Source organism: Snodgrassella alvi, from assembly GCF_040741455.2.
Classification (GTDB): Bacteria; Pseudomonadota; Gammaproteobacteria; order Burkholderiales; family Neisseriaceae; genus Snodgrassella; species Snodgrassella alvi_E.
Genome location: NZ_CP160328.2, coordinates 214,089 through 237,548, shown reverse-complemented (window position 1 = coordinate 237,548; position 23,460 = coordinate 214,089). Strand labels below are relative to the sequence as shown.

At 41.2% G+C, this 23,460-nt stretch carries 16 protein-coding genes, 1 tRNA gene and 1 pseudogene; 11 read left to right on the top strand and 7 right to left on the bottom strand.

Features of this window, described 5'->3' with window-relative positions:
* Positions 1 to 185 precede the first annotated feature (185 nt).
* Complete coding sequence (rho, locus tag ABU615_RS01070) at positions 186 to 1,448, bottom strand: transcription termination factor Rho (protein ID WP_100140154.1); 1,263 nt, start codon at positions 1,446 to 1,448, stop codon at positions 186 to 188.
* A gap of 993 nt (positions 1,449 to 2,441) precedes the next feature.
* On the opposite strand from rho, the pseudogene ABU615_RS01065 reads away from it, so the two are divergent.
* Positions 2,442 to 2,819: pseudogene (locus ABU615_RS01065) on the top strand (FKBP-type peptidyl-prolyl cis-trans isomerase); the annotation flags it as partial.
* A 55-nt stretch (positions 2,820 to 2,874) separates the two neighbouring features.
* Here the strand turns inward: ABU615_RS01065 and ABU615_RS01060 are convergent.
* The 4 genes from ABU615_RS01060 to ABU615_RS01045 form a co-directional block, all read right to left on the bottom strand.
* Positions 2,875 to 2,950: transfer RNA gene (locus ABU615_RS01060), tRNA-Asn, on the bottom strand.
* Between the two features lie 123 nt (positions 2,951 to 3,073).
* Positions 3,074 to 3,985, bottom strand: a complete 912-nt coding sequence (gene argB / locus ABU615_RS01055; protein WP_370389021.1) for an acetylglutamate kinase — start codon at positions 3,983 to 3,985, stop codon at positions 3,074 to 3,076.
* Between the two features lie 246 nt (positions 3,986 to 4,231).
* Positions 4,232 to 4,696, bottom strand: coding sequence for a Holliday junction resolvase RuvX (ruvX, locus tag ABU615_RS01050; protein ID WP_367488447.1), 465 nt, complete (start codon positions 4,694 to 4,696; stop codon positions 4,232 to 4,234).
* Positions 4,689 to 5,267 carry a YqgE/AlgH family protein gene (locus ABU615_RS01045; RefSeq protein ID WP_100140246.1) on the bottom strand — a complete coding sequence of 193 codons (579 nt, stop codon included), beginning with the start codon at positions 5,265 to 5,267 and terminating at the stop codon, positions 4,689 to 4,691. Before ABU615_RS01045 ends, ruvX begins: the two co-directional genes overlap by 8 nt.
* Positions 5,268 to 5,481: 214 nt before the next feature.
* Between ABU615_RS01045 and gpmI the strand changes: the two genes are divergently transcribed.
* The 3 genes from gpmI (at position 5,482) to ABU615_RS01030 (ending at position 10,023) form a co-directional block, all read left to right on the top strand.
* Entirely contained in the window at positions 5,482 to 7,005 is a 1,524-nt protein-coding gene (gene gpmI, locus ABU615_RS01040; protein WP_370389020.1) for a 2,3-bisphosphoglycerate-independent phosphoglycerate mutase, read from the top strand.
* Positions 7,006 to 7,043: 38 nt separating this feature from the next.
* Positions 7,044 to 8,303 (top strand): murein hydrolase activator EnvC, encoded by a 1,260-nt coding sequence (locus ABU615_RS01035; RefSeq protein WP_267407995.1) that lies wholly within the window; start codon positions 7,044 to 7,046, stop codon positions 8,301 to 8,303.
* 136 nt (positions 8,304 to 8,439) lie between these two features.
* Positions 8,440 to 10,023 (top strand): S41 family peptidase, encoded by a 1,584-nt coding sequence (locus ABU615_RS01030; RefSeq protein ID WP_267407996.1) that lies wholly within the window; start codon positions 8,440 to 8,442, stop codon positions 10,021 to 10,023.
* Positions 10,024 to 10,867: 844 nt separating this feature from the next.
* Here the strand turns inward: ABU615_RS01030 and ppsA are convergent.
* Entirely contained in the window at positions 10,868 to 13,255 is a 2,388-nt protein-coding gene (gene ppsA / locus ABU615_RS01025; protein ID WP_370389019.1) for a phosphoenolpyruvate synthase, read from the bottom strand.
* Positions 13,256 to 13,678: 423 nt separating this feature from the next.
* Between ppsA and ABU615_RS01020 the strand changes: the two genes are divergently transcribed.
* The 4 genes from ABU615_RS01020 (at position 13,679) to ABU615_RS01005 (ending at position 18,353) form a co-directional block, all read left to right on the top strand.
* The gene (locus ABU615_RS01020) at positions 13,679 to 14,500 is read left to right on the top strand and encodes a pyruvate, water dikinase regulatory protein (RefSeq protein ID WP_100140146.1); all 822 of its coding nucleotides are present in this window, start codon (positions 13,679 to 13,681) and stop codon (positions 14,498 to 14,500) included.
* A gap of 264 nt (positions 14,501 to 14,764) precedes the next feature.
* A complete protein-coding gene (locus ABU615_RS01015; protein ID WP_370387993.1) occupies positions 14,765 to 15,535 on the top strand; it encodes a gamma-glutamyl-gamma-aminobutyrate hydrolase family protein in 771 nt (256 codons plus the stop codon).
* Positions 15,536 to 15,543: 8 nt separating this feature from the next.
* On the top strand, positions 15,544 to 16,878 hold the full coding sequence (locus tag ABU615_RS01010) for a glutamine synthetase family protein (protein WP_100140144.1): 1,335 nt from the start codon (positions 15,544 to 15,546) through the stop codon (positions 16,876 to 16,878).
* Between the two features lie 86 nt (positions 16,879 to 16,964).
* Positions 16,965 to 18,353, top strand: coding sequence for an aspartate aminotransferase family protein (locus tag ABU615_RS01005; RefSeq protein ID WP_370389018.1), 1,389 nt, complete (start codon positions 16,965 to 16,967; stop codon positions 18,351 to 18,353).
* 49 nt (positions 18,354 to 18,402) lie between these two features.
* On the opposite strand, the gene ABU615_RS01000 is transcribed toward ABU615_RS01005, so the two are convergent.
* A complete protein-coding gene (locus ABU615_RS01000) occupies positions 18,403 to 19,101 on the bottom strand; it encodes a class I SAM-dependent methyltransferase (protein WP_370389017.1) in 699 nt (232 codons plus the stop codon).
* Positions 19,102 to 19,260: 159 nt separating this feature from the next.
* Between ABU615_RS01000 and ABU615_RS00995 the strand changes: the two genes are divergently transcribed.
* The 3 genes from ABU615_RS00995 (at position 19,261) to ABU615_RS00985 (ending at position 23,458) form a co-directional block, all read left to right on the top strand.
* A complete protein-coding gene (locus ABU615_RS00995; RefSeq protein WP_370389016.1) occupies positions 19,261 to 21,201 on the top strand; it encodes a LysM peptidoglycan-binding domain-containing protein in 1,941 nt (646 codons plus the stop codon).
* 573 nt (positions 21,202 to 21,774) lie between these two features.
* Positions 21,775 to 22,101, top strand: coding sequence for a hypothetical protein (locus ABU615_RS00990; RefSeq protein ID WP_267408000.1), 327 nt, complete (start codon positions 21,775 to 21,777; stop codon positions 22,099 to 22,101).
* A 31-nt stretch (positions 22,102 to 22,132) separates the two neighbouring features.
* Positions 22,133 to 23,458: an MFS transporter gene (locus ABU615_RS00985; RefSeq protein ID WP_370389015.1), complete on the top strand. Its 1,326-nt coding sequence runs from the start codon at positions 22,133 to 22,135 to the stop codon at positions 23,456 to 23,458.
* The last annotated feature ends 2 nt before the right edge of the window (positions 23,459 to 23,460 follow it).

The window sequence follows — 23,460 nt, the reverse complement described above, 5'->3', positions numbered from 1 at the left end:
GTAGTTCCAACACGATTTTATGCATTTATAATTATCAGATCATTTACTGTTGAAATATTGTTCAGTCTGATATTAAAAAGCCATACTGTATTTATCAGTATGGCTTTTTAATCAATATTTAAATATCATAAATAAAAAAAGCCGTGTTTACAGATCAAAACACAGCTTAGTAAGGTATTATTTGACTATTTACTACCACGCATTAAATCAAAAAAGTCTGCATTATTTTTGGACTGTTTCAATTTATCAATGATGAATTCGGTAGCTTCAATATCATCCATTGGATGCAAAAACTTGCGTAGCAGCCACATTTTTTGCAAATGTTCATTTGATACCAGCAGTTCTTCACGACGCGTTCCAGAACGATTGATGTTGATGGCTGGGAATAGACGTTTTTCTGCCATACGTCTGTCCAGATGCAATTCCATATTACCCGTACCTTTGAATTCTTCGTAAATTACATCATCCATGCGACTACCGGTTTCAACCAAAGCAGTGGCAATAATCGTTAATGAACCGCCTTCTTCCACATTACGTGCGGCACCAAAAAATCGTTTAGGGCGATGCAATGCATTGGCATCAATACCACCAGTCAAAATCTTGCCTGAAGCTGGTATTACAGTGTTATAAGCTCGTGCCAAACGAGTAATTGAATCCAGCAGAATAATTACATCTTTTTTATGCTCTACCAAACGCTTAGCTTTTTCAATCACCATTTCCGCTACTTGTACATGGCGGGTAGCTGGCTCATCAAAGGTAGAAGAAACCACTTCCCCACGTACGGAGCGCGTCATTTCGGTTACTTCTTCCGGACGTTCATCAATCAGCAAAACAAGCAGCTCTGCATCTGGATAATTAGCTGTAATTGCATGGGCAATATTTTGCAACATTACGGTTTTACCAGATTTCGGCGGTGCTACTAGTAAAGCACGTTGGCCGAAGCCAATGGGAGCAATCAGGTCTATAGCACGGCCGGTCAGATTTTCTCCTGAGCGGATATCACGTTCTAATACAAACTGACGATCCGGAAATAATGGCGTAAGATTTTCAAATAGGATTTTATGCTTGCATACCTCTGGGTCATCACCATTGATTTTATCCAGTCGCACCAATGCAAAATAACGTTCGTTATCTTTAGGTACACGTACACTGCCTTCAATCGTATCACCGGTATGCAGATTGAAACGTCGAATCTGACTGGGGCTGACATAGATGTCATCCGGCCCAGCCAGATAAGATGTGTCCATACTGCGCAGAAAACCGAAGCCATCAGGAAGAATTTCCAGAGTACCAGAGCAGGTAAAAGCTTCTCCCTGCTTCATTTTGATGCGTACAATCGCAAAAACAAGATCTTGTTTACGCAAACGGTTGGCATTTTCAATGCCAAATTCATCAGCTATGCCCAGTAACTCAGACACATGTAAGTTTTGTAATTCAGAAACGTGCATAAAGATTTAAATGAACTTATTTATTAGAATTTAAGATAAGATGAGTCCGTAAACTCATAATAATTCCTGTTACCAAGCCTTAAATGCATGGGTGTATGCAAAAGAAAGGTAAGGGTATTTTATTGAAAGTCGATTTGGTTTAACTTTGCCACAGCAAACATTAAACATAGATTTAGAATTGACCTCTTCTTATAAGTTACAATTCTATTCCGCATGCTCTCATGATGTCAAGCCATTATCAATATTCAATTAACACTACTGGTAAGAATACCTGCAAAATGCTGAACTGACATCATTCAGTCGCGAAGCAATCCCAAATCCATATTTTTCTCTTTCCATTTCGCATGCTTACACTTCAAAGCTGCCATAATTCTGGTTAATATAATTTTTTTCTTGTTATATTAACAATTTTGTTTTAACGATTTATAGATATTCGGAAGTTATATTTGCTCTAATATTAATTTAGGTACATAAGTGTAAATAAAAGCATATGGTCTCGCAAAGACAACAGTTATCAATTTTCTGTACTTGAGAACAGATAAACGAGTGTGAATTTAATAAAAAGAAAATTGTAATGATCTATTGATACGTTATTAAAAAGAACAATATTTTCAGCTAAACAGTGTCTGCATTTTCACACAGATAATTCTATTTCGTAAGTTTTGAAAAAAAGAAATGCGTTAGTTTTAAACTGATATTTATTCAAATAAGCAAATTCATCACAATAAAATATTACCTACAACTTCTACTTTTGTATTTAAAATTTCGAGGCTTGATGAGTAAATTTATTTTTTGTGGATGGCTGGCTATAATTGCTTTTCCTTCAACATTTAAAGAGAAATTATGAAAAGCTTGTCTTTAACTATTATGGGTATCACAACTTTGCTGGCTGTATCAGCCTGCAACTTTGCGGACAACGGTTTTAAAAATAATAGTAGTGAGCCGGTAGCTGCTTCTTCAGCCACATCAGCCACCCGTAACCCTCAATTAGCTGGAGATGAGTTTCTGGCCAAAAATAAAACTGCACCTGGGGTTACTACTACTGCTTCTGGCTTGCAATATAAAGTCAATCATGAAGGTAGTGGTAAAAAGCCGAAAGCAAGCGATATGGTAACTGTTCAGTATGAAGGGCGCTTGATCGATGGCACAGTATTTGATAGCACAGCACAGCGTAATAATCAGCCAGCCACTTTCCCACTTAACGGCGTCATACCTGGATGGACTGAAGGTCTGCAGCTGATGTCAGAAGGCAGTGACTACACATTTTATATCCCGGCAAATCTTGCTTATGGAGAACAAAGCCCGACAAGCGCTATTCCACCTAACAGTGTTTTAATCTTCAATGTGAAACTGATTAAAGTTGGCGAATAACAGATAAACGTACACAATGAAAAAAGCACTCAAATAAATGAGTGCTTTTTTAAACTGGCTCCCTGACCAGGGCTCGAACCTGGGACCTGCGGATTAACAGTCCGTCGCTCTACCGACTGAGCTATCAGGGAATGAGGCGAAATTATAGCGTTTGTAATTTTAGTGTCAAGCTTTTTGAACAATTATACCAATAAAAAAAATTAAATATTTAATTACACAACAATTAAATATTGTCGGCACCTAAATTAGCACTATTAAGCCTGCTCATTCTGACCAAGAATCATAGTACCCACACCTTTGTCGGTGAATATCTCCAGCAGCAGTGCATGTGGCACACGTCCGTCGATAATGTGTGTGTTGTGCACGCCATGCATTGCAGCCTGCAAGGTCGCATTGATTTTGGGTAACATACCATTTTGTAAGGTACCATCCGCGATTAATGCATTAATATCTGCCGGTGTTAAACGGCTTAATAACTGTTGATTTTTATCCAGTACACCTATGGTATTAGTCAGCATAATCAGCTTTTCTGCTTGCAGGCTTTCTGCCAATTTGCCTGCCACCACATCTGCATTAATGTTAAAAGCTTCGCCCTGCTCACCTACCCCTACCGGTGCCACTACAGGTATATAGCCGTGTTCGACCATTTCCTCTATCAGCGCAGTATCAATAGACTCTACTTCTCCAACCTGCCCGATATCCTGTCGGGCGTTTTCAGGGGTAGAGACATATAGTTTTCTAGCTTTGATAAAATGGTTATCCCGTCCTGTAATACCTACTGCATGTCCGCCATGCTGATTTAAAAGAGAAGTAATTTCCTTATTTACACAACCACCAAGTACCATTTCAACAATATTCATGGTTTCGTGATCTGTCACCCGCAAACCCTGAATGAACTGATTATCTTTGCCTATTTTTTGAAGTAAATCATTAATTTGTGGGCCTCCCCCATGAACAATTACTGGATGGATTCCTACCAGTTTCAGTAAAACTACATCTTTGGCAAAACTTTCTTTCAGTTGGGGATCTGTCATGGCATTACCACCGTATTTGATTACCATGGTTACGCCGGAAAAGCGTCTAATATAAGGTAAAGCCTCGGCAAGAATATTGGCTTTAGTGCTGGCCTCCATTTTATCTAAGCTGATACTGCTATCTGTGCTCATTATGCGTCCTAGTCTGATTAAACTGTTTCTCTATTTACTGAGGTTAAGTTTATCCCCGGTTTCGCAAAAATAAAACCAAATAATGTGAACTGCTGTATATTCACGACAGAGAATATACCGGCATTTTTCGCCAGCTAAGTAGATGATTAACAAAAAATGAAAGAAAAGAAAATTCAGAAGTGCGTTTTCTGAAGAAACTCTAATATTGGAATAAATTTGTAATAAAAAAATGTATCAGAACCTCACCTATTCAACCAATTTGGCTTTACAAGCGCCGGAACTGAAAAACGTTGTCAAAATAGCCTGTGCAGCCACTTGATCTAAAACCTGCTTACGTTTTTTTCCAAAAATACCAGCTTCACTGAGCAAACTATCAGCCACGGCTGATGTCCAGCGCTCATCTACCCAATATACGGATAATTGAAAACGCCCATGCAAACGGTTACCAAAACGCCGGCATTGTGCCGTCGCCTCATCTGAAGCACCATCAGCATGAGTTGGCAATCCAACAACCAGAGCCTTTGGCTGCCACTCTTTGATAAGAGAAGCAATACGTATAAATCGTTCTTCATTGCTGATAAGCGTAATAGTTTCCAGCGGATGTACGGTCGACAATTCCGCCTCTCCTACAGCTACACCAATTCGCGCTATTCCATAGTCAAAACCAAGAACCGTCCCACTTCTTAACGGAGATAAAAGCGAATTAAGCATGTCCTGCCAGCCCGCTCAGATTGGTAATATCAATTTTCAGCAACTGCAAAGCGGCCTTATAACGCTGTTTATAGGGCATATCAAACAAAATTTGCATATCTGCAGGTGCAGTAATCCAGCTATTATCAGCCAGTTCCTGCTCCAACTGCCCTGCCGACCAGCTCGAATAACCGATAGTGGCCACAGCCTTATCTACCTCATTTTCCTGAGTAAGCCCCATAATAATATCGCGAGACGTTGTCATAGCAATATCATCAGTGACCATCAAACTGCTTTCCCATGAACCGGCCGGAGTGTGAACCAGAAAGCCTCTGTCTACCTGAACTGGGCCGCCCATAAGAACATTTTGGCCATGGAACCGTTCCGGCGTTGGGGTTTTAGCAGAGTCAAATAGCAAATCCATCATAATCGGTGACGGCTTATTTACAATAATACCCATGGCACCATCGGCACTATGTTCACACAGATAAATCACGCTTTCTTTAAAAAAAGGATCCTCCATTGCTGGCATTGCAATCAAAAAATGATTGGCCAGAGAAAAACTGAAAGAAGTGCCACGTTGAGCAGCCATATTTTGCATATCCATAAAAAAATAAAATCAAACCAGATATAATTAATTTATCGTTAAATTGGGTCTGTCCAGCTGTTTCTCAAGCCAGTGCTTTTAGCTATAATTCTATCTTACTTTAAAGCTGGTTTAATACCATCCTTCTTAGCCAAACTCTATTGGATAATACTGGCACTTTTGTCAGAATACACAACCCACCATCACAGAAAGGCCAATTGTGTCATTAACCAAACCTGTCGTTCTCTTAATTCTGGATGGTTTCGGCCATCGTGCCGATGGTGATGACAATGCTATTTTACTGGCACATACACCACATATCGATAATTATCGTCAGCACTACGCTTATGGCACCATTGATGCATCTGAGCGCATGGTTGGTCTACCCATAGGACAGTTTGGTAATTCAGAAGTAGGACACTTAAATATTGGTGCCGGCCGAGTTGTCCCTCAGGACATCACCCGTATTGATATGGCGATTGAAGATAAAAGCCTAGAAAAAAACATTGTTTTGCAAGAAGCATGGCAGACCCCTAATCGTACCGTGCATCTGCTTGGCCTGTTTTCAGATGGGGGCGTACATAGTCACATTGAGCATTTTTTTGCAGTAATAGACGCGGCTATTGAAGCCGGTATGCAAAAAATAGTAGTGCATCCGTTTCTGGATGGACGTGACACACCTCCCCAAAGTGCACATCCCTATTTATTGCGTTTGCAAGAATATATGCAGCTGCATCCGCAGGTAATATGCGGCGCCATAGTCGGGCGTTTTTATGCCATGGATCGTGACAATCGCTGGGACAGAGTCGAAGCAGCTTACAATGCTTTATTTGGTGATGCACCCTATCATGCTGTTTCACCGATTTCTGCACTTGAAGCAGCCTATGAACGTGGTGAACAGGATGAATTTGTCAAACCTACAATAGTGAGCCCTGATGCAGAACTGAAAAACGGCGATGCGATACTGTTTCTTAATTTCCGCGCCGACCGTGCGCGTGAATTAACTCAGGCGCTTACCTTTGAAAATTTTACCGGTTTCCAACGTCAGCACACAGTACAGCCTGGCTATTTTGCCAGCATCACAGCCTATGGTGCGCAGTTTCCTCATCCGGTAATGTTTGGCCGCCAATCTGTGCGTAATGGACTAGGTGAATTTCTGGCTGCACAAGGACTAAGCCAGCTGCGCATTGCCGAAACTGAAAAATATCCTCATGTAACCTATTTTTTCAGTGGCGGACGTGAAGAACCTTATATAGGAGAAGAACGCATTATGATTCCTTCTCCTAAAGTCACCACCTATGATTTGCAACCAGAAATGAGTGCTGTCGGGATCACTGAAGAAATCATAGACAGTCTGCAACATCATCGCCATGACGTCATTATTTGCAATTTTGCTAATGGTGACATGGTTGGACATACAGGCTCGCTGGATGCTGCCGTCAAAGCAGTGGAAACATTGGATAGCTGTGTTGCGCGTGTGGTAGAAGCTACCCTAGCTGCTGGCGGTGAAGTAATAATCACCGCAGACCATGGCAACTGCGAGCACATGTTTGATAAAAAAAATCAACAGCCACATACCCAGCATACAGTAGAACCGGTGCCTTTTATATATATTGGCCGAAAAGCCACCATTCATACCGGCGGAGCATTAAAAGATGTGGCACCTTCCTTGTTAGCGGTACTCGGTCTAAACCCTCCATCAGAGATGACGGGGCACAATCTGATTGAATTTACACACATCTGATGAAAACTTTTCTCTGTCTTTCTCTAACCTGTTATTGTATGGCCACTTCTGTTGCCATAGCTGCCAGCAATCAAAAAATACAACCTGGTAGCGAATTGAAACAGGTACATCAGGCCATATCAGCTACTCAGAATCAGATTAGCAAAACGACTGTTGAGCAGAAAAAAATCGATGCCTCTATGGCAGCAACCAGCCAGCAGCTAAATCAAGCTAGGAATGAATTGGGGCGTCTCAGGCAACAGCAACAAACCAGTATGCGTCAATTAGAAACACTGCAAACCAGTCTGGATAAAACACGTACACAGATAGCCGAAACACAGACTCAAATTGCACGCTTACTGAATGCTCATTATCGTAATCGCCAACCAAACAGTGTATATCTGCTACTCAAACAGGATTCGACAGACAAAAAAGGCCGCTCACTACAATATATACGCTATCTGAATGAGGCCAACGAACGTGTGATTCAACGTTTACAGCAGCAACAGACGCGTATGAGTGAGCAGCAACAGGCAGTAGCAAAACAGCAAAATGAGCTATCAAAATTACGCCAGAAGCAGCAGCAAGTGATTAACAAACTGCAAATACGGCATCAAAGTCAGCAAAGTCAATCCACAGTATTAAGTCAGCAATTAACAGTACAAAATAAACAGCTGCAATCACTCAAGGCTGCTGAAAAGCGTCTAAATAATTTGCTGAGCCGATTATCAGCACAGGCAACCATGCGTCGTCTGGCACAAACAAGTAAACCTAGTAAACAAATTTCAGGCAAAATAGAAAAACCTCAGCCACCCAAAACATCTACCAACTCTGTTAAACGCACAGAGTCCGTTCACAACACATCATCTTCAACATTAACCGCTGAAGATATGGCATTACAGGCTACAGATAACATTAATTCACCATTAATCAAAGGCCTGGCTCAAAAACAAGGTCGTCTTCCACGACCGGTAAGCGGTACCATTGCTGGAAGATTTGGTGAAAGTAGACCTAATGGCGGTATCTGGAAAGGGTTGTTTTTTGCCTGTAATAACGCCGTTGTGCATAGTATAGCCAGTGGCACCGTAGCTTATGCAGCTTATTTACAGGGATATGGCAACACAATTATTATCGATCATGGTGAAGGCTATATCAGCATTTACACCGGTTTAGCATCAATAGGAGTCACGGCCAATCATACGATAGACGCTGGTCAAAACATTGGTATAAGTGGTAAATTACCAGATGGCCAGAATGGACTATACTTTGAAATCCGTTATCATAATCAGGCAATGAACCCATTATCATGGCTGCGCTGAAATAGAATATAGCGCACTATTACCTGTACTTACATTATGATGTAAACTTTGGCCTGAATAATATATATGAATCACCCTTACAAACAGGTTTTTTAGACCTGAATCATTGTCGCTATCAGAAAGAAAAACAGAAATAATGGCTAATTCCCGATTTAAAAAAGCTGCTTTATATACATTAGGCGCTTTCAGTGGCGTGATTCTAACCCTGAGCATACAGGGCTATGCCAATGAAAAATCCGAAGCATTACCCGTACAATCTTTGCATACAATGGCTGAAGTTTATGGACAAATAAAAGCCAATTATGTTGAGAATAAAACCGATGATACGATTCTAGAAGGTGCTATGAAAGGCATGGTTAATAACCTAGACCCGCACTCAGAATATTTAACGGTAAAAGATTATTCCGATCTACAGGAAAGCACTACTGGTGAATTTGGTGGTTTAGGTATGGAAATCAGTTCAGAAGACGGACTGATTAAAATTGTTGCGCCTATTGAAGATACACCGGCCGATCGTGCAGGTATTAAAAGCGGTGATTACATTGTTAAAATTGACAATGAATCTACACGCAACATGACAGCCACTGAAGCGGTTAAAAAAATGAGAGGTAAACCAGGCACCAGTATCACACTGACTCTGGCTCGTAAAGATGAAACTCAGCCCATTGTAGTACACCTCACCCGCGCTATTATTAAAGTAAAAAGTGTTCGCTTTAAATTACTGGAACCAAATTACGGCTATGTGCGCATTACCCAGTTTCAGGAACACACGGTCAGCTTGCTGGCTGATGCTCTTAAAGAACTGAACAAACAGAATAAGGCACCACTAAAAGGTTTGGTATTAGATTTACGTGACGATCCAGGCGGTTTATTGAACAGTGCAGTGGGTGTTTCCGCTGTATTTCTAAAACCTGGAGTAAAAGTAGTCAGCACTAAAAACCGCGATAAAAAAGAAGGAATGGTTTTACGAACGATTCCTAAAGATTATGTGGTTAAAGGTAACGATCCGCTCATTAATCTGACGGATGAGCTTAAAAGCATTCCTGTAACGGTTTTGGTTAATTCAGGAACTGCTTCTGCATCTGAAATCGTTTCTGGCGCTTTGCAGGATTACAAGCGTGCTGTAATTGTTGGTACGCAGAGTTTCGGCAAAGGCTCTGTTCAGACTGTTATTCCTTTGTCCAACGGCGGTGCTGTTAAACTGACTACAGCCTTGTACTACACCCCTAATGACCGCTCCATACAAGCACAAGGTATCGTACCCGATGTAGAGGTTAAAGATAAAAACCGCACATACGAAAGCCGCGAGGCTGATTTGGGTGGACATTTGAGCAATCCGCTGGGTGGTAAAGAAGTAAATGGTGATCTATTGGGCGGACAGAAAAAATCCACGTCTTCTGCTTCAGCTAGCGAAGCAGCCTTACATGAAAATGATACTACTGCTGATAAAGACAGTACTAAAGATGCCAAAGACAATACATCAATTACCAACAACTCCAAAAATAGCGGCGCTAAAAATACTGACGCATCAAAAGACAGTAAAAAGAAAAAGGATGAAGAAGACTGGCTTGCTCGTCGAGACCCCAATCCAGCCAAGGATGCTCAATTAAAAGCAGCATTGGACTTAGTCAAAGATCCGGTCAAATGGAATCAGTCATTGGGATTAGCAGCCAAAAAACCTGCAAAAACAGCGGATAAAGACAAGAAGGACAAAAAATAATAATTTCTTTCAAAACAGATAGCCAATAAGCTATCTGTTTTTTTATGTAAAGGTAAAACCCAAAAGCAGATTACCTTCACCTAGATCTGTCTTTTATCATTCTGATTCATAATATAGCTTTTAGAAATCAATAATAACTAATATATAGCCTAAGATAAAAACTTATGGAAATTTAGACAATAATAAAAGCAATGGATTAAATTGCTTCATGCGCAATAAAATCACCAGGCTTTTAGCAAATTTAAATATAGTTACCCTTTCTACAACTTTTTTATATTCAGACTAAGAACCTAAATGTATTCTAATCATATATTAATTATTCCTACCAATTTGATATTAAATACCCTGACAATGATCAAAAATAAGAATAAATAATATTTATCTTTAAATATATCTATTTTATATCTACAAAACAGATAGTTATTATCATAATTAACCGGATTTTTAAACCCGCTTACATCTAAAATTGAGTTTTTAAACTTTCATTGCAATTTAGAATCAGTTTTCCGCTTTATTAAAATTTCTAATTTAATATGCATTAAGCTAATACTTTTTATTTTAAAAATTAAAATGATAGTAATAAATAAATTTACCAATGAGTTCAAATAGAAATCTAATAGTTTTTTTACAGATACAATGCTTGCTTGATACGATTTAAATTACCAATTCCAGTTAAATAGTAAAGCCCTAGTCCAAGGATATGTAGCCGGATTAATCAGGATAAATATGTAATATTTAATGATATGTACTTTAATTATAAATACCTAAAATACCGTATCGGCTTGAACAGATAAAGATAAAGGCCGCTGATAATTAGCGGCCTTGCATTCAATCAATTGAAAACTTATTTTTTCAATTCTTTTGCTAAATACAACCAAGTTTCAATCACAGTATCAGGATTGAGAGAAATCGTTTCAATACCTTCTTCAATGAGCCACTTGGCGAAATCAGCATGGTCTGATGGTCCCTGTCCACAAATACCAATGTATTTGTTTAACTTACGGCAAGCCTGAATAGCTAGACTAAACATCACTTTAACAGCAGGATCACGTTCATCAAACGTACCTGCAATCGGACCACCACTATCACGATCCACACCCAAAGTTAATTGGGTCATATCATTAGAGCCGATAGAGAATCCATCGAAGTATTTCAGGAATTGTTCAGCCAGTACAGCATTGGTAGGCAATTCACACATCATAATCAGACGCAGACCATTTTTACCGCGTTCCAAGCCATTTTCTTTCAATGCACGTACTACATTTTCCGCTTCTTTCAAAGTACGTACAAACGGAATCATGATTTCGACATTGGTCAGGCCCATTTCATCACGAACGTATTTGAGTGCCTTACATTCAAGCGCAAAACAATCTTTGAAATCTTCTGATACATAACGGGCCGCACCACGGAAGCCCAGCATCGGATTTTCTTCGTGAGGTTCGTATTTGTTACCGCCCAGTAGATTGGCATATTCGTTTGACTTAAAGTCAGACATGCGCACAATTACTTTTTTCGGATAAACTGAAGCAGCCAATGTAGCTACACCTTCGGCAATTTTATCTACATAAAAATCTACCGGAGAGGAATATCCAGCTATGCGGTCTGTAATCTCAGCTTGCATCTGCTCATCCTGCTGGTCAAATTCCAGCAGAGCACGCGGGTGAATACCGATCTGACGGTTAATGATGAATTCCATACGGGCCAGCCCGATACCATAGCCCGGCAAGTTTGAAAAGCTAAACGCCAGCTCTGGATTACCCACGTTCATCATGATTTTAGCAGGTGATTCAGGCATATTATCTAAAGGTATTTCATTAATATCTACCTTCAGCAAGCCTTTATAAACATAACCAGTGTCACCTTCAGCACAGGATACGGTTACTTCCTGACCGTCCTGCAATGCAGAAGTCGCATTACCGCAACCGACTACGGCTGGGATACCTAGCTCCCTCGCAATAATGGCAGCATGGCAAGTACGTCCGCCACGATTGGTAATAATGGCTGAAGCACGTTTCATCACGGGCTCCCAATCGGGGTCGGTCATATCAGTAACCAGCACGTCCCCTGGTAAAACTCTATCCATTTCATCAACGGATTTAACCAATCGTACTTTACCCTGACCTACTTTCTGACCAATAGCGCGGCCTTCTACCAGAATGGTAGATTTGTCATTAATCTGATAACGACGCAAAACGCGGCTATTATTTTCCTGAGATTTTACGGTTTCAGGGCGAGCCTGAAGAATATACAGTTTTCCGTCAATACCATCACGTCCCCACTCAATATCCATTGGGCGACCATAATGTTCTTCAATAATCAGTGCATATTGTGCCAGCTCAGTAATTTCTTCGGCACTGATAGAGAATTTTTTCCGCTCAGCAGGTTCTACATCTACAGTCTGTACAGATTTGCCTGCCTGTGCATCTTCTGTGAAAACCATTTTAATCAGTTTAGAACCCATGGTTTTGCGCAAGATGGCAGGACGACCGGCTTTTAATGTTGGTTTGTGCACATAAAATTCATCTGGATTTACGGCACCCTGTACAACGGTTTCGCCCAGACCATATGATGATGTTACAAATACTACCTGATCAAATCCAGACTCAGTATCCATAGTAAACATCACGCCGGATGCGCCTTTATCAGAGCGCACCATACGTTGTACCCCTGCAGACAGAGCTACGATGTCGTGGGCAAAATTCTTATGAACACGATAAGAAATGGCACGATCATTATACAAAGAAGCAAATACGTGGTGCATAGCTTCTTTGACATTATCATAACCACTAATATTTAAGAATGTTTCCTGTTGTCCGGCAAAGGATGCATCAGGTAAATCTTCTGCAGTGGCGGATGAGCGTACAGCCACACAAATCTGATCTGTACCGGCATCAGCCACCATTTTTTCCCATGCCGCCTGTAAATCAGCTTCCAGCTCAGGCGGGAAAGGAGTATCCATAATCCATTGACGGATTTGTTTACCTACTCTTGCCAGCTCGGCAACATTATCGACATCAAGCGCCTTGAGTTCACTGCTAATGCGTTCACTCAAACCTTCGTAGGCTAAAAATTTGCGGTAGGCTTCTGCTGTGGTTGCAAAACCACCGGGAACACGCACACCTTTTTCGGTGAGCTGTGAAATCATCTCGCCAAGAGAAGCATTCTTGCCGCCGACGCTTTCAACGTCGGTCATGCGCAAATTTTCAAACCAGATTACGTTATTACCGGCCATGATGGTTATCCAATGTGGAGTGGGGAAAGTTGAAGACGGCCTATTCTAACTATTCAAGTATAAAATGTCATGTATTTTTGGCTATTTATCTACTTTATGTGAGCATTGTTTATCTTTGGTCAAATGTGTGTAAATCACAAGCTGTTGAATGAATAAATATTTTGATTCTATTATCAATTATTTGGACAAATATTGCATTTTAATTACCCTTTCAACAACATAAATCTAAAATTATGATATTTTTGATTTAAATCTGCATTTTATTGCTGATTTCTGGCAGGTTCGGTCTGATTTAACTTTATTTGGGCTGAATGTGGAAAAAAAGCTAATTCTAAAACAGCTGTCCTCAGCCAATTTCATTTACAATATCTGACCATCGGCTTTTATCTACCGACTTTTTAAATTAAATTTGTGTAAATAATTATGAAACCAGTTCGCCAAGTTTTTTTTGTATCTGACCGCACCGGAATCACAGCTGAAAGTATGGGGCTGGCCTTACTGAATCAGTTTGACAATATAGAATTTAAACGGGCTACTTATCCGTTTGTAGACACCGAAGCAAAAGCAAAGGAAATTGTTGCCCTGATTAATACCGCTGCCAGCAAATGTGAAGCACGACCGTTGGTATTTTCCAGTATTGTTGATGAAAATGTACGCAAACTGATTAAAACCAGTGCTGGCATGCACATGAGTTTTTATGATGCCTTTATTGGAGAGCTTGAAGATGAACTGGCTACAGAAGCTAATCACTCTATTGGGCGTACTCATGGCATGCATGATACAGAACGCTATGATAAGCGTATGGAGGCAATTAATTTTGCGCTTAATCATGATGACGGAATTACTGACCGCGAATTACAGAAAGCAGATGTCATTCTGATGGGTGTATCCCGTAGTGGCAAAACTCCTACATGTCTTTATTTGGCGTTGCAGTACGGTATCCGTGCCGCCAATTATCCTCTCATACCTGAAGATTTAGAAAGCAGCGAGTTGCCGAGAATGTTGCAGCCATTTCGGCAAAAACTATATGGTTTGACAATTGAAGCAGACCGTTTACACCATATCCGTTCGGAACGCCGTCCGGACTCCCGTTATGCCAGCCGTGATAACTGCCGCCGTGAAATCTCAACAGCTGAAGAAATGTTTCGCCGATTTAATATACCCTTTACCAATACCACACATAAATCGATAGAAGAACTGGCCGCCAGTATTATGCTGGCTGCAAAATTACAGCGCCGCTTCTAAAGCTATTTTAAAGATTTTGTTAGCCCTGAATTTATTCAGGGCTTTTTTACATTCATCGGACACTAAAATGTTTTTATGTGTACTGCCAAAAATAACGAAGAGCTAGTGAGAACAGCTCACTGGCAATATTTATTTAAAACTGGAATTAACAACTTATCACTTTAATACTTTAACTTAAGAAATCTTGCCATTTTTTGCGTGGCGTGGGATTATGCAATACAGAATCAGAAACTCTTTTATTTATTAAAATCTTGAGATTAACTTATGCAAGTGCGTCCGGTAATTGGTATTCCGTGTGATGTAAAGCAGATAGGTAAATGGGATTTTCACGCTGTAGGCGATAAATATATTCAGGCTGTACAGAATAGTGTCGGCGACGTGATTTTGCTGCCAGCTCTGGCTGATCAAGATGCATTACAACGCTTGCTGCCTTTAGTAGATGGCATTTTTCTCTCTGGATCCTATTCCAATATTGAACCATGCTGGTATGGCGGAGATAACGCCCGCGAAAACACATTGCACGATAAAGCACGTGATCATACAACTTTACCCTTTATCCGGAAACTGATTGATGAAGGCATTCCCCTTTTGGGTGTGTGCCGCGGTTTGCAGGAAATCAATGTGGCACTAGGTGGCACGCTGCATCAGTATGTACACGAAATCCCTGGTTTTTTAGACCATCGAGAACCTGATAATCAACCAATCGAGGTGCAGTACGGTGACGCACATCCAGTTCATCTGCAAGACGACAGCCTGTTAATGTTATGGATGGCAACAAATCAGCAGCAGTATTCAGTTAATTCATTACATCAGCAAGGAGTAAAAACGTTAGCACCCGGGCTTAGCATTGAAGCAACTGCCCCAGACGGCCTGATTGAAGCTTTCAGGATTGATGCAGCACCTCTATTCGGCTACGCAGTGCAATGGCATCCTGAATGGCTGTATGGGCAGAAACCGCTTTCTATTGCTATTTTTAAGGCTTTTCGTGAAGCATGTATGCAATACAGATTGCATAAGCAAAAGGAATTATTTTAAGGTGACTTATGTATGATGATATATTCAATTGGCTTAAAGAACATGGTATCACTGAAGTAGAATGCATTTTGCCGGACATCACAGGTGTGGCACGCGGTAAAATTATCCCCAAAGATAAATTCATATCTGAGCCTGATATGCGGCTACCGGAAGCAGTTCTACTGCAAACAGTTACCGGTGAATATCCGCAATCTAGCCTGCTTGATGAAACCGATGCAGATATGGAATTAAAGCCAGACCCGTCTACCCTACGTTTTGTGCCTTGGGCACAAGATCCGACAGCATCGCTAATATTCGATTGTTTCTCCCCCGACGGTCTGCCGGTAGAAACCGCACCACGCAATGTGCTCAGACGCATTCTAAATCTGTATGAAAATATGGAGCTGAAGCCTATTGTGGCGCCGGAGATGGAGTTTTATTTGATTTCACCCAATCCTGATCCGGATGTGCCGCTTCAGCCACCAATTGGCCGTACCGGACGCAGTGAATTTGGCCGGCGCTCTTATGCCGTGGATGCAGTAAATGAATTTGATCCGCTTTTTGAAGAAATATACGACTATTGTCATGACCAGAATCTGGAAGTAGATACCCTGATTCATGAAATTGGTGCTGCCCAGATGGAAATCAATTTCCTACATGGTCACGCCATGGATTTGGCAGATCAGGTTTTTCTATTTAAACGAACTGTTCGTGAGTCTGCTTTTCACCACAAAATGTATGCGACATTTATGGCTAAACCCATGGAAGGCGAACCAGGTAGCGCCATGCATATACACCAGAGTCTGGTCGAGGTAGAAACCGGCAATAACGCTTTCAGCAATAATGATGGTTCACCTTCAGAGCTATTTTTCCATTTCATTGGTGGCTTACAGAAATACCTGCCACAAACGATGCCTTTCTTTGCGCCATATGTAAACTCATTTCGTCGCCTAACCCGTTTTACAGCTGCGCCTACCAATGTTGAATGGGGATATGATAATCGCACCGTCGGCCTGCGTGTACCACGTGCCAGTGCCAAAGGCAGACGCATTGAAAACCGGCTCGCTGGTGTGGATGTAAATCCTTATCTGGCCATAGCCTGCTCACTGGCCTGTGGTTATCTGGGTATTAAAGAAAAACTACAGCCGCGTGCACCTTTAAGCAGTAATGCTTATTCCCTGCCTTATCAGTTTCCAACCACTTTGGAAGAATCCATTGAACGCTTGCGTCAATGTGAACCCATTCACGATATCCTTGGACAGCGTTTTGTAGAAATGTATATAGCAGTAAAAGAACAGGAAGTATCAGAGTATTTCCGTGTAATCAGCCCATGGGAGCGCAAATATTTGTTATTACATGTGTGAACAACAATATTACCTTTTATGCCTGTTTGAATTTTACTGGCAGGATGACAAACAGGTTATACCTATTTTCTCAAAGGAGCATCGATATGACAAAAAAAACCGATAACAAACACGCTGTAAAACATCATCTGCACCCATTTTCAGATAATGCTCAGCTTAAAAAGCATGGTGTACGCATGATGGTAAAGGCAAAGGGAATTTATGTTTATGACAGCGAAGGCAATGAAATCATTGATGGCATGGCCGGTTTGTGGTGTGTGAACATTGGCTACGGCCAGAAAAAACTGGCCAAAATTGCTGAAAAACAAATGGAAGTGCTGCCGTTTTACAATACTTTTTTCAAAACCACCCATCCGGCCGTAATCAGATTATCCGAAAAACTGGTTGAAATCACTCCAAATAATTTTAATCATGTGTTCTATACCAATTCAGGTTCTGAATCTATTGATACCATGATCCGCATGGTGCGCCATTACTGGTCGTCAGTGGGGCAGCCAAATAAAAAAATCATCATCGGGCGCTGGAATGGCTACCATGGTTCCACACTTGGCGGAGCCAGCCTTGGCGGCATGAAAAGTATGCATGAGCAAGGTGATTTACCCATTGCCAACATCGTACATATTGATCAACCCTGGTATTACGGTCTGGCCGATGACAATGAAAGTGAAGAAGAATTCGGTATTCGTGCTGCCAACTGGCTGGAAGAAAAAATACTGGCTTTAGGAGCAGATAAAATCGCAGCTTTCGTCGGTGAGCCGATTCAGGGAGCTGGAGGAGTCATTATTCCGCCTGCTACCTATTGGCCAAGAATAGAGGAGATTTGTAAAAAATATAACATTTTACTGGTAGCCGACGAGGTGATTTGTGGTTATGGCCGTACCGGTAATTGGTTTGGATTTGAAACATTAGGTTTTACACCGGATATCTTTACCACAGCCAAAGGTCTGTCATCAGGATACTTGCCGATTGGCGCAGTTTTGGTTAATGACAAAGTAACTGAAGGACTGCTGGCAGGCGGAGAATTCAACCATGGCTTTACCTACAGTGGACATCCCGTCGCAGCTGCAGTGGCGTACGAAAACCTCAATATATTGGATAAAAAAAACATAATTGAAAAGGTACGTACTAAAACCGGCCCTTATCTGCGCAAACGCTGGCAAGAGACTTTCAGCAAATTCAAATATGTAGCTGATATCCGCAGTGAAGGACTGATGTGTGGTTTTACGCTGGTAAAAAACCGTGAAACACGAGAACTTTTTGACGATTTTGGCAACACAGGTTTGATATGTCGCGATATTTTTTTCAAAAACAATCTGATTTTCCGTGCCTGTGGTGATCATATGGTCGCTGCACCACCACTAATTATTTCCAAAAAGGAAATTGATAATATGCTCGCTATTGCGTCTGTGTGCATGCGTGAATTTGAAGAAATGATGGATAAAAAGCTGAAAACAGATACAGACAAAGCTGCCTGAGATTTATCAGGATATACATAAGACCTGAATAAATTCAGGTCTTTTTATTTCAATCTAATTCTATACCTTTCATGGCCATATTGCTTACGGGATTTAGTATCAGACTCGTATTTTGCGGCGTCAAAGTTAAAGGTATTGTCCGCTTGACCAGTACCAAACCATATATAGCAGCCAAATGCGGCCACCATCGATTACCCATATACTCTATTGTATGATGGTTTGTTCCATAGCATGCAGGAATACCATAGCCCATAAACTGGCCTTCTTCCAAAAAGAGACCGAAGCGCTGCATACGTTTTACTGCTGCACTGGCTGATAACAAATGTAACGATATGGAGATGCCACGTTGATAAAATAAGCGCCAGTAACCCTTAACATTCAGACCAGTCAGAATGAGATGACCGCCAGGTACCAGTATGCGCGCCATTTCAGCTATCGTCTCATCCGGAGCGGAAAGCGTATCCAGACCATGTGGCCATATAGTAGTGTCTACACTTTGTTCTGCCCATGGTAAAAAATTATTTTCAGCCACTACCGCAACATTGGCGTCTGCATGATTGTTCTGCACCAGATATTCGGATTCAGCGGCAAAAACCTCTTTGAATTGCCAGTGCGAAAACCCACATTGCATAATGGTACCAAAACGCAACACGGCCAATTTCTGCCGAATAAACTGTTGTTCAAGGCTACTCAGATAAGCACCGAAAGCATGCTGTGTAAGCCAGTCTGTCAATTGCGGATAACTCATTAACCACACCATCGTGTTTATGTTAAATCAATGCCATAGCCATTTAAAAACATCTAGCACATCTTCATGATTACTGTAAAAATAGGGATTTATCCTTGACCGTTAAGGACTTCCTATTTAATATTAATAGGATTTTGCATAAATTTTACGGTTATCCGAATGGCTCAATTGAAGCATATGGTACTAGCACTCACTAGCTTAGTACTCGCCCCTACTATCTCATTTGCCCAATCTTATACCAGTAATGGCATCGGACTATCAATCATGAACCTGAATGCAGCCACCCTAAAAGGGAAAGCGTATTCAACACGTGATATCTGGGGACGCATGCGTCAGGATTTTAGGATGACTGAAGTCAATCCTGAAATTATTCGCCGGCAGGAACAATATTATTCAAGCCATGGCGACTATTTCAACCGTACTATTCTGCGGAGTCAGCCCTATTTATATCACATTGTGAATGAAGCCGAAAAACGTCAGATGCCAGCAGAAGTAGCATTGCTGCCATTTATAGAAAGTGCTTTTGTAAGTAAGGCACAGTCTCGTGTAGGCGCATCAGGTTTGTGGCAATTTATGCCAAATAGTGGACGACAGTACGGTCTGGAACAAACTAATCTTTACGATGGTCGACATGATGTCTATGCTGCTACCGATGCCGCATTAAACTATCTGCAATATCTTTACAGCCTATTTGGTGACTGGTCACTGGCTCTGGCTGCCTATAACTGGGGTGAAGGCAATGTGGGCAAGGCCATCAAACGCGCCCAGCTAGCAGGGATAGACCCAACATATGAAAACCTGCGCATGCCCAATGAAACCCGTAATTACGTACCCAAGCTACTGGCTGTGCGTAATATTATTGAAAACCCGCAGGCTTTCGGCATCAATTTGGTTTCCGTGCCTAACCGCCCCTATTTCGAAGCCATCAGCATTGATCAGCCAATTGATATAGATGCTGCTGCGCGATTGGCCAATATTTCTACATCTGAGTTTTTAACACTTAATCCCAGCTTCAAAAGCCCAGTATTTATTCCAAAAGAAAACCGCAAAATGCTGCTGCCGATTACCGCAGTAAATACTTTCGAGCGTAATTATCGCAAAGCAGATAAAAGCAGCTTGCTGTCTTGGAATATTTATAAAGCATTTGCCCCCACCAGCGTAGCTGATTTAGCGGCACAGACCGGAATGAGCAGCGCCGAAATCAAACGTTTGAATAATCTGAGCGGCAATACTGTGCCTGCTGGGCGCAGCCTGCTAATCAGTAAAAACAGTTTCAGCAATCAGAACCTGGATTCTTTCAGCAATACAGATACAGACCCGTTGCTTAATATTGCAATGGCACAGCCTGTTTTGCCCCCCGGCACCTTTGTAACACATCCAGTGGTATCTGTTTCTCAGACTAGCGAGGTGGCGAATACAGACAATCAGCAGGCACCAGTATTAACCCGCACAATTACTGTTACCACTACGGCAATTAATACTGCACAACCTTTGCCAGACAATACGACAGTTCAAACAGTAGCTGTTGCCACTTCTCAGCCTGCCGCCAATTCAGTAGCGCCAGTTGTAGCAGAAAACAATGATGCATTAATGCAAATTGCCCAGAACGCTGAATTACAGGTAGCAGCAGCCGCTTCAGTACAGAAAACACTGGCACAGGCGGAACGTGAAGAAGCTCAGGCAGCACGGTCTGCAGAAATTCGTGCAGAACGCGCTACACGCAATACCATTAATGTGGCCGATAGCCGCAGCAGTATTGCTCACAAAGTGAACAAAGGTGATACTTTATTTTCCATAGCTCAACGCTATAATATTAATGTAGCCGATTTAGTCACCGCTAACAATTTGCGCGGACACAATCTTCAGATAGGACAAGTACTGAAAATTAGTCCTAATATCGATAACAAACGTATGCTTGCAGCTGTAGGTAAAGGCAAAGAAACAAAAGGTAGTATTGTTCCGGTGTCCTATACTGTTAAAAAAGGCGATACACTCAGTAGTATTGCTCAACGGCTGAATATTCCAGTGAGCAAACTACAAAAAGTACATGGCAAGCAGGTATTGCGTCCGGGCCAGAAAATTAAACTGACCAATCTGTAATCTTTATTAATTATCATCTAAAAAAGGGTTTGTGCTTACTTGCATAAATCCTTTTTTATCTTTTATCAGCTTGATTAGATATAGGAATAATGTATTGATAGTAGCACTGTGTATGCAAAAACTATACTCGCTTATGAACGCTGAGTACTAATTCCTTCATCAGTATCTCCTCCTCTATTGAGCAGATTATCGATTTCATTATTTATGCTTTTAACATTACCACAAACACATTTCAATACTTTATTTCCGTTCCAATCTACTTTCAGACTACATCTAACAATCACTCCAATAATCGCAACTTTCTCTCAGCGCTGGAAACTACAGGACTTAAATTACTTAAACAATCAGATTAGTTTACCTGCACGACAGACTAAAAAATTTATAGGTACAGATATATACAGCAAAAAATCAACCCTGAAAGCTTTATGATATTTTAATAATATAAATACATATTTTGTTTTCAAAAAGTATGCAGATTAGCATACAAAATTTTTTATAAGCTGCTAGAATTCTGCCAGAATCATGAAAAAAACAGAATAAGTCCTTTTCAAAGCTCAAAGAAAATTTTTTATTATGCTCTACTTCAGTATTAACAGTAACGACAATCATCATCTCGGGTTTCTGGTGCTGACTGATGAAGACGATTCTGCTTACACCGATGGTGCAACTGGTTATTATGCTGTCAAAGCTCAGGCAGATACAGCAGACCGTCAAGCCTGTGCGGCTCAATGGCAGCTGCTGGAGCAATTATCAGAGCAAGAAAGCCTGAAATGGTACCGGCAGTCGGATTACGTTCAATTGTGTGATGCACAAGACCACATTATTGGACGTTTAAAGCAACAATATCTGAATCTCTGTGGCCAGCAATTTTTGCTAAACGATCTAACTGGCACTCTGTAATTATTCAGACCACCCTTTTACAAGGTTATTTATGTCTACCCCTGATATGTTGCCTTCTTGCAGTCAGTTTGCTTTTGCCCGCACCCGCAGGTTTCTGCCACTTTTTGGTACCCAGTTTTTCGGCGCTTTTAACGATAATCTGTTTAAAACAGCATTGTTTGTATTAATAAGCTTTTATGGGCTGGGAACTCATTCTTGGCTGCCAGCCAGTCAAATGCTCAATGCCGGAGCATTATTGTATATCCTGCCCTATTTTCTGTTCTCAGCCTTATCGGGTGAATTTTGTAATAAGCTGGATAAAGCAATATTGGCTCGCTGGATTAAAGCAGCTGAAATTGGCATTATGCTGGTAGCTGGAATTGGCTTCTGGTTAGAGTCGGTATCTCTATTAATGCTATGTCTGTTTCTAATGGGTACCCATTCTACCTTGTTTGGTCCGTTGAAATATGCCATCTTGCCGGAATATTTACCACGTTATGAATTACTTAATGGCAACAGCCTGATTGAAAGTGGTACATTTCTTTCCATATTGTTCGGACAAATATTCGGCACCATTCTGGCCGGCACCAATACCGCATGGCTGTTTGGTATTCTATTGTTGGTTGCCATACTTGGACAACTTTCAAGCATGTTCATGCCACGCGTACCGGCTCAGATTCCACAGCAATATATCAATGTAAATATCTGGCACAGCACCACACAGCTTCTCCAACAGACTTATCGGCAGAAAAATGTTTGGGTTGCCATTATCGGTATTTCTTGGTTTTGGCTGCTTGGCTCAGTGTATATTACCCAGCTTCCCACGTTTACCCGTCTGAATCTAGGCGGTAATGAGGCTGTGTTCAATCTAATGCTTACGCTATTTTCACTAGGCATAGGATCTGGTTCTATTGCCTGCGCTCGTCTGAGCCATCATCAACTGCACCTTGGTCTGGTCGTGCTCGGCACACTGGGAATGACTATATTTGGTCTGCTGCTGGTGTGGTTTACACAAACACCTCACCAGTCAATAGGCGGTATTAATGAATTTTTGAGCCGCTCTCACAGCTTTTCTATCATGTTGTGCATTATTGGCATTGGATTTTTTGGTGGTTTCTTTTCACTGCCTTTGTATACGTGGCTGCAAACGGCCAGTACTGATGCATTCCGTGCTCATGCTATAGCAGCCAATAACATTATCAATGGTTTGTTTATGGTCTGCGCTGCCCTGTTGAGTGCTGTACTTATCTGGCTTTCTGACAGTATCAAAATACTATATCTGCTAGTGGCACTCGGCAATATACCGGTACTATTCTACTTATGGCGCTGCGAAGAATTACACCTTGATTTTAAGAGATTTATTTTACGCAAACATTAAAA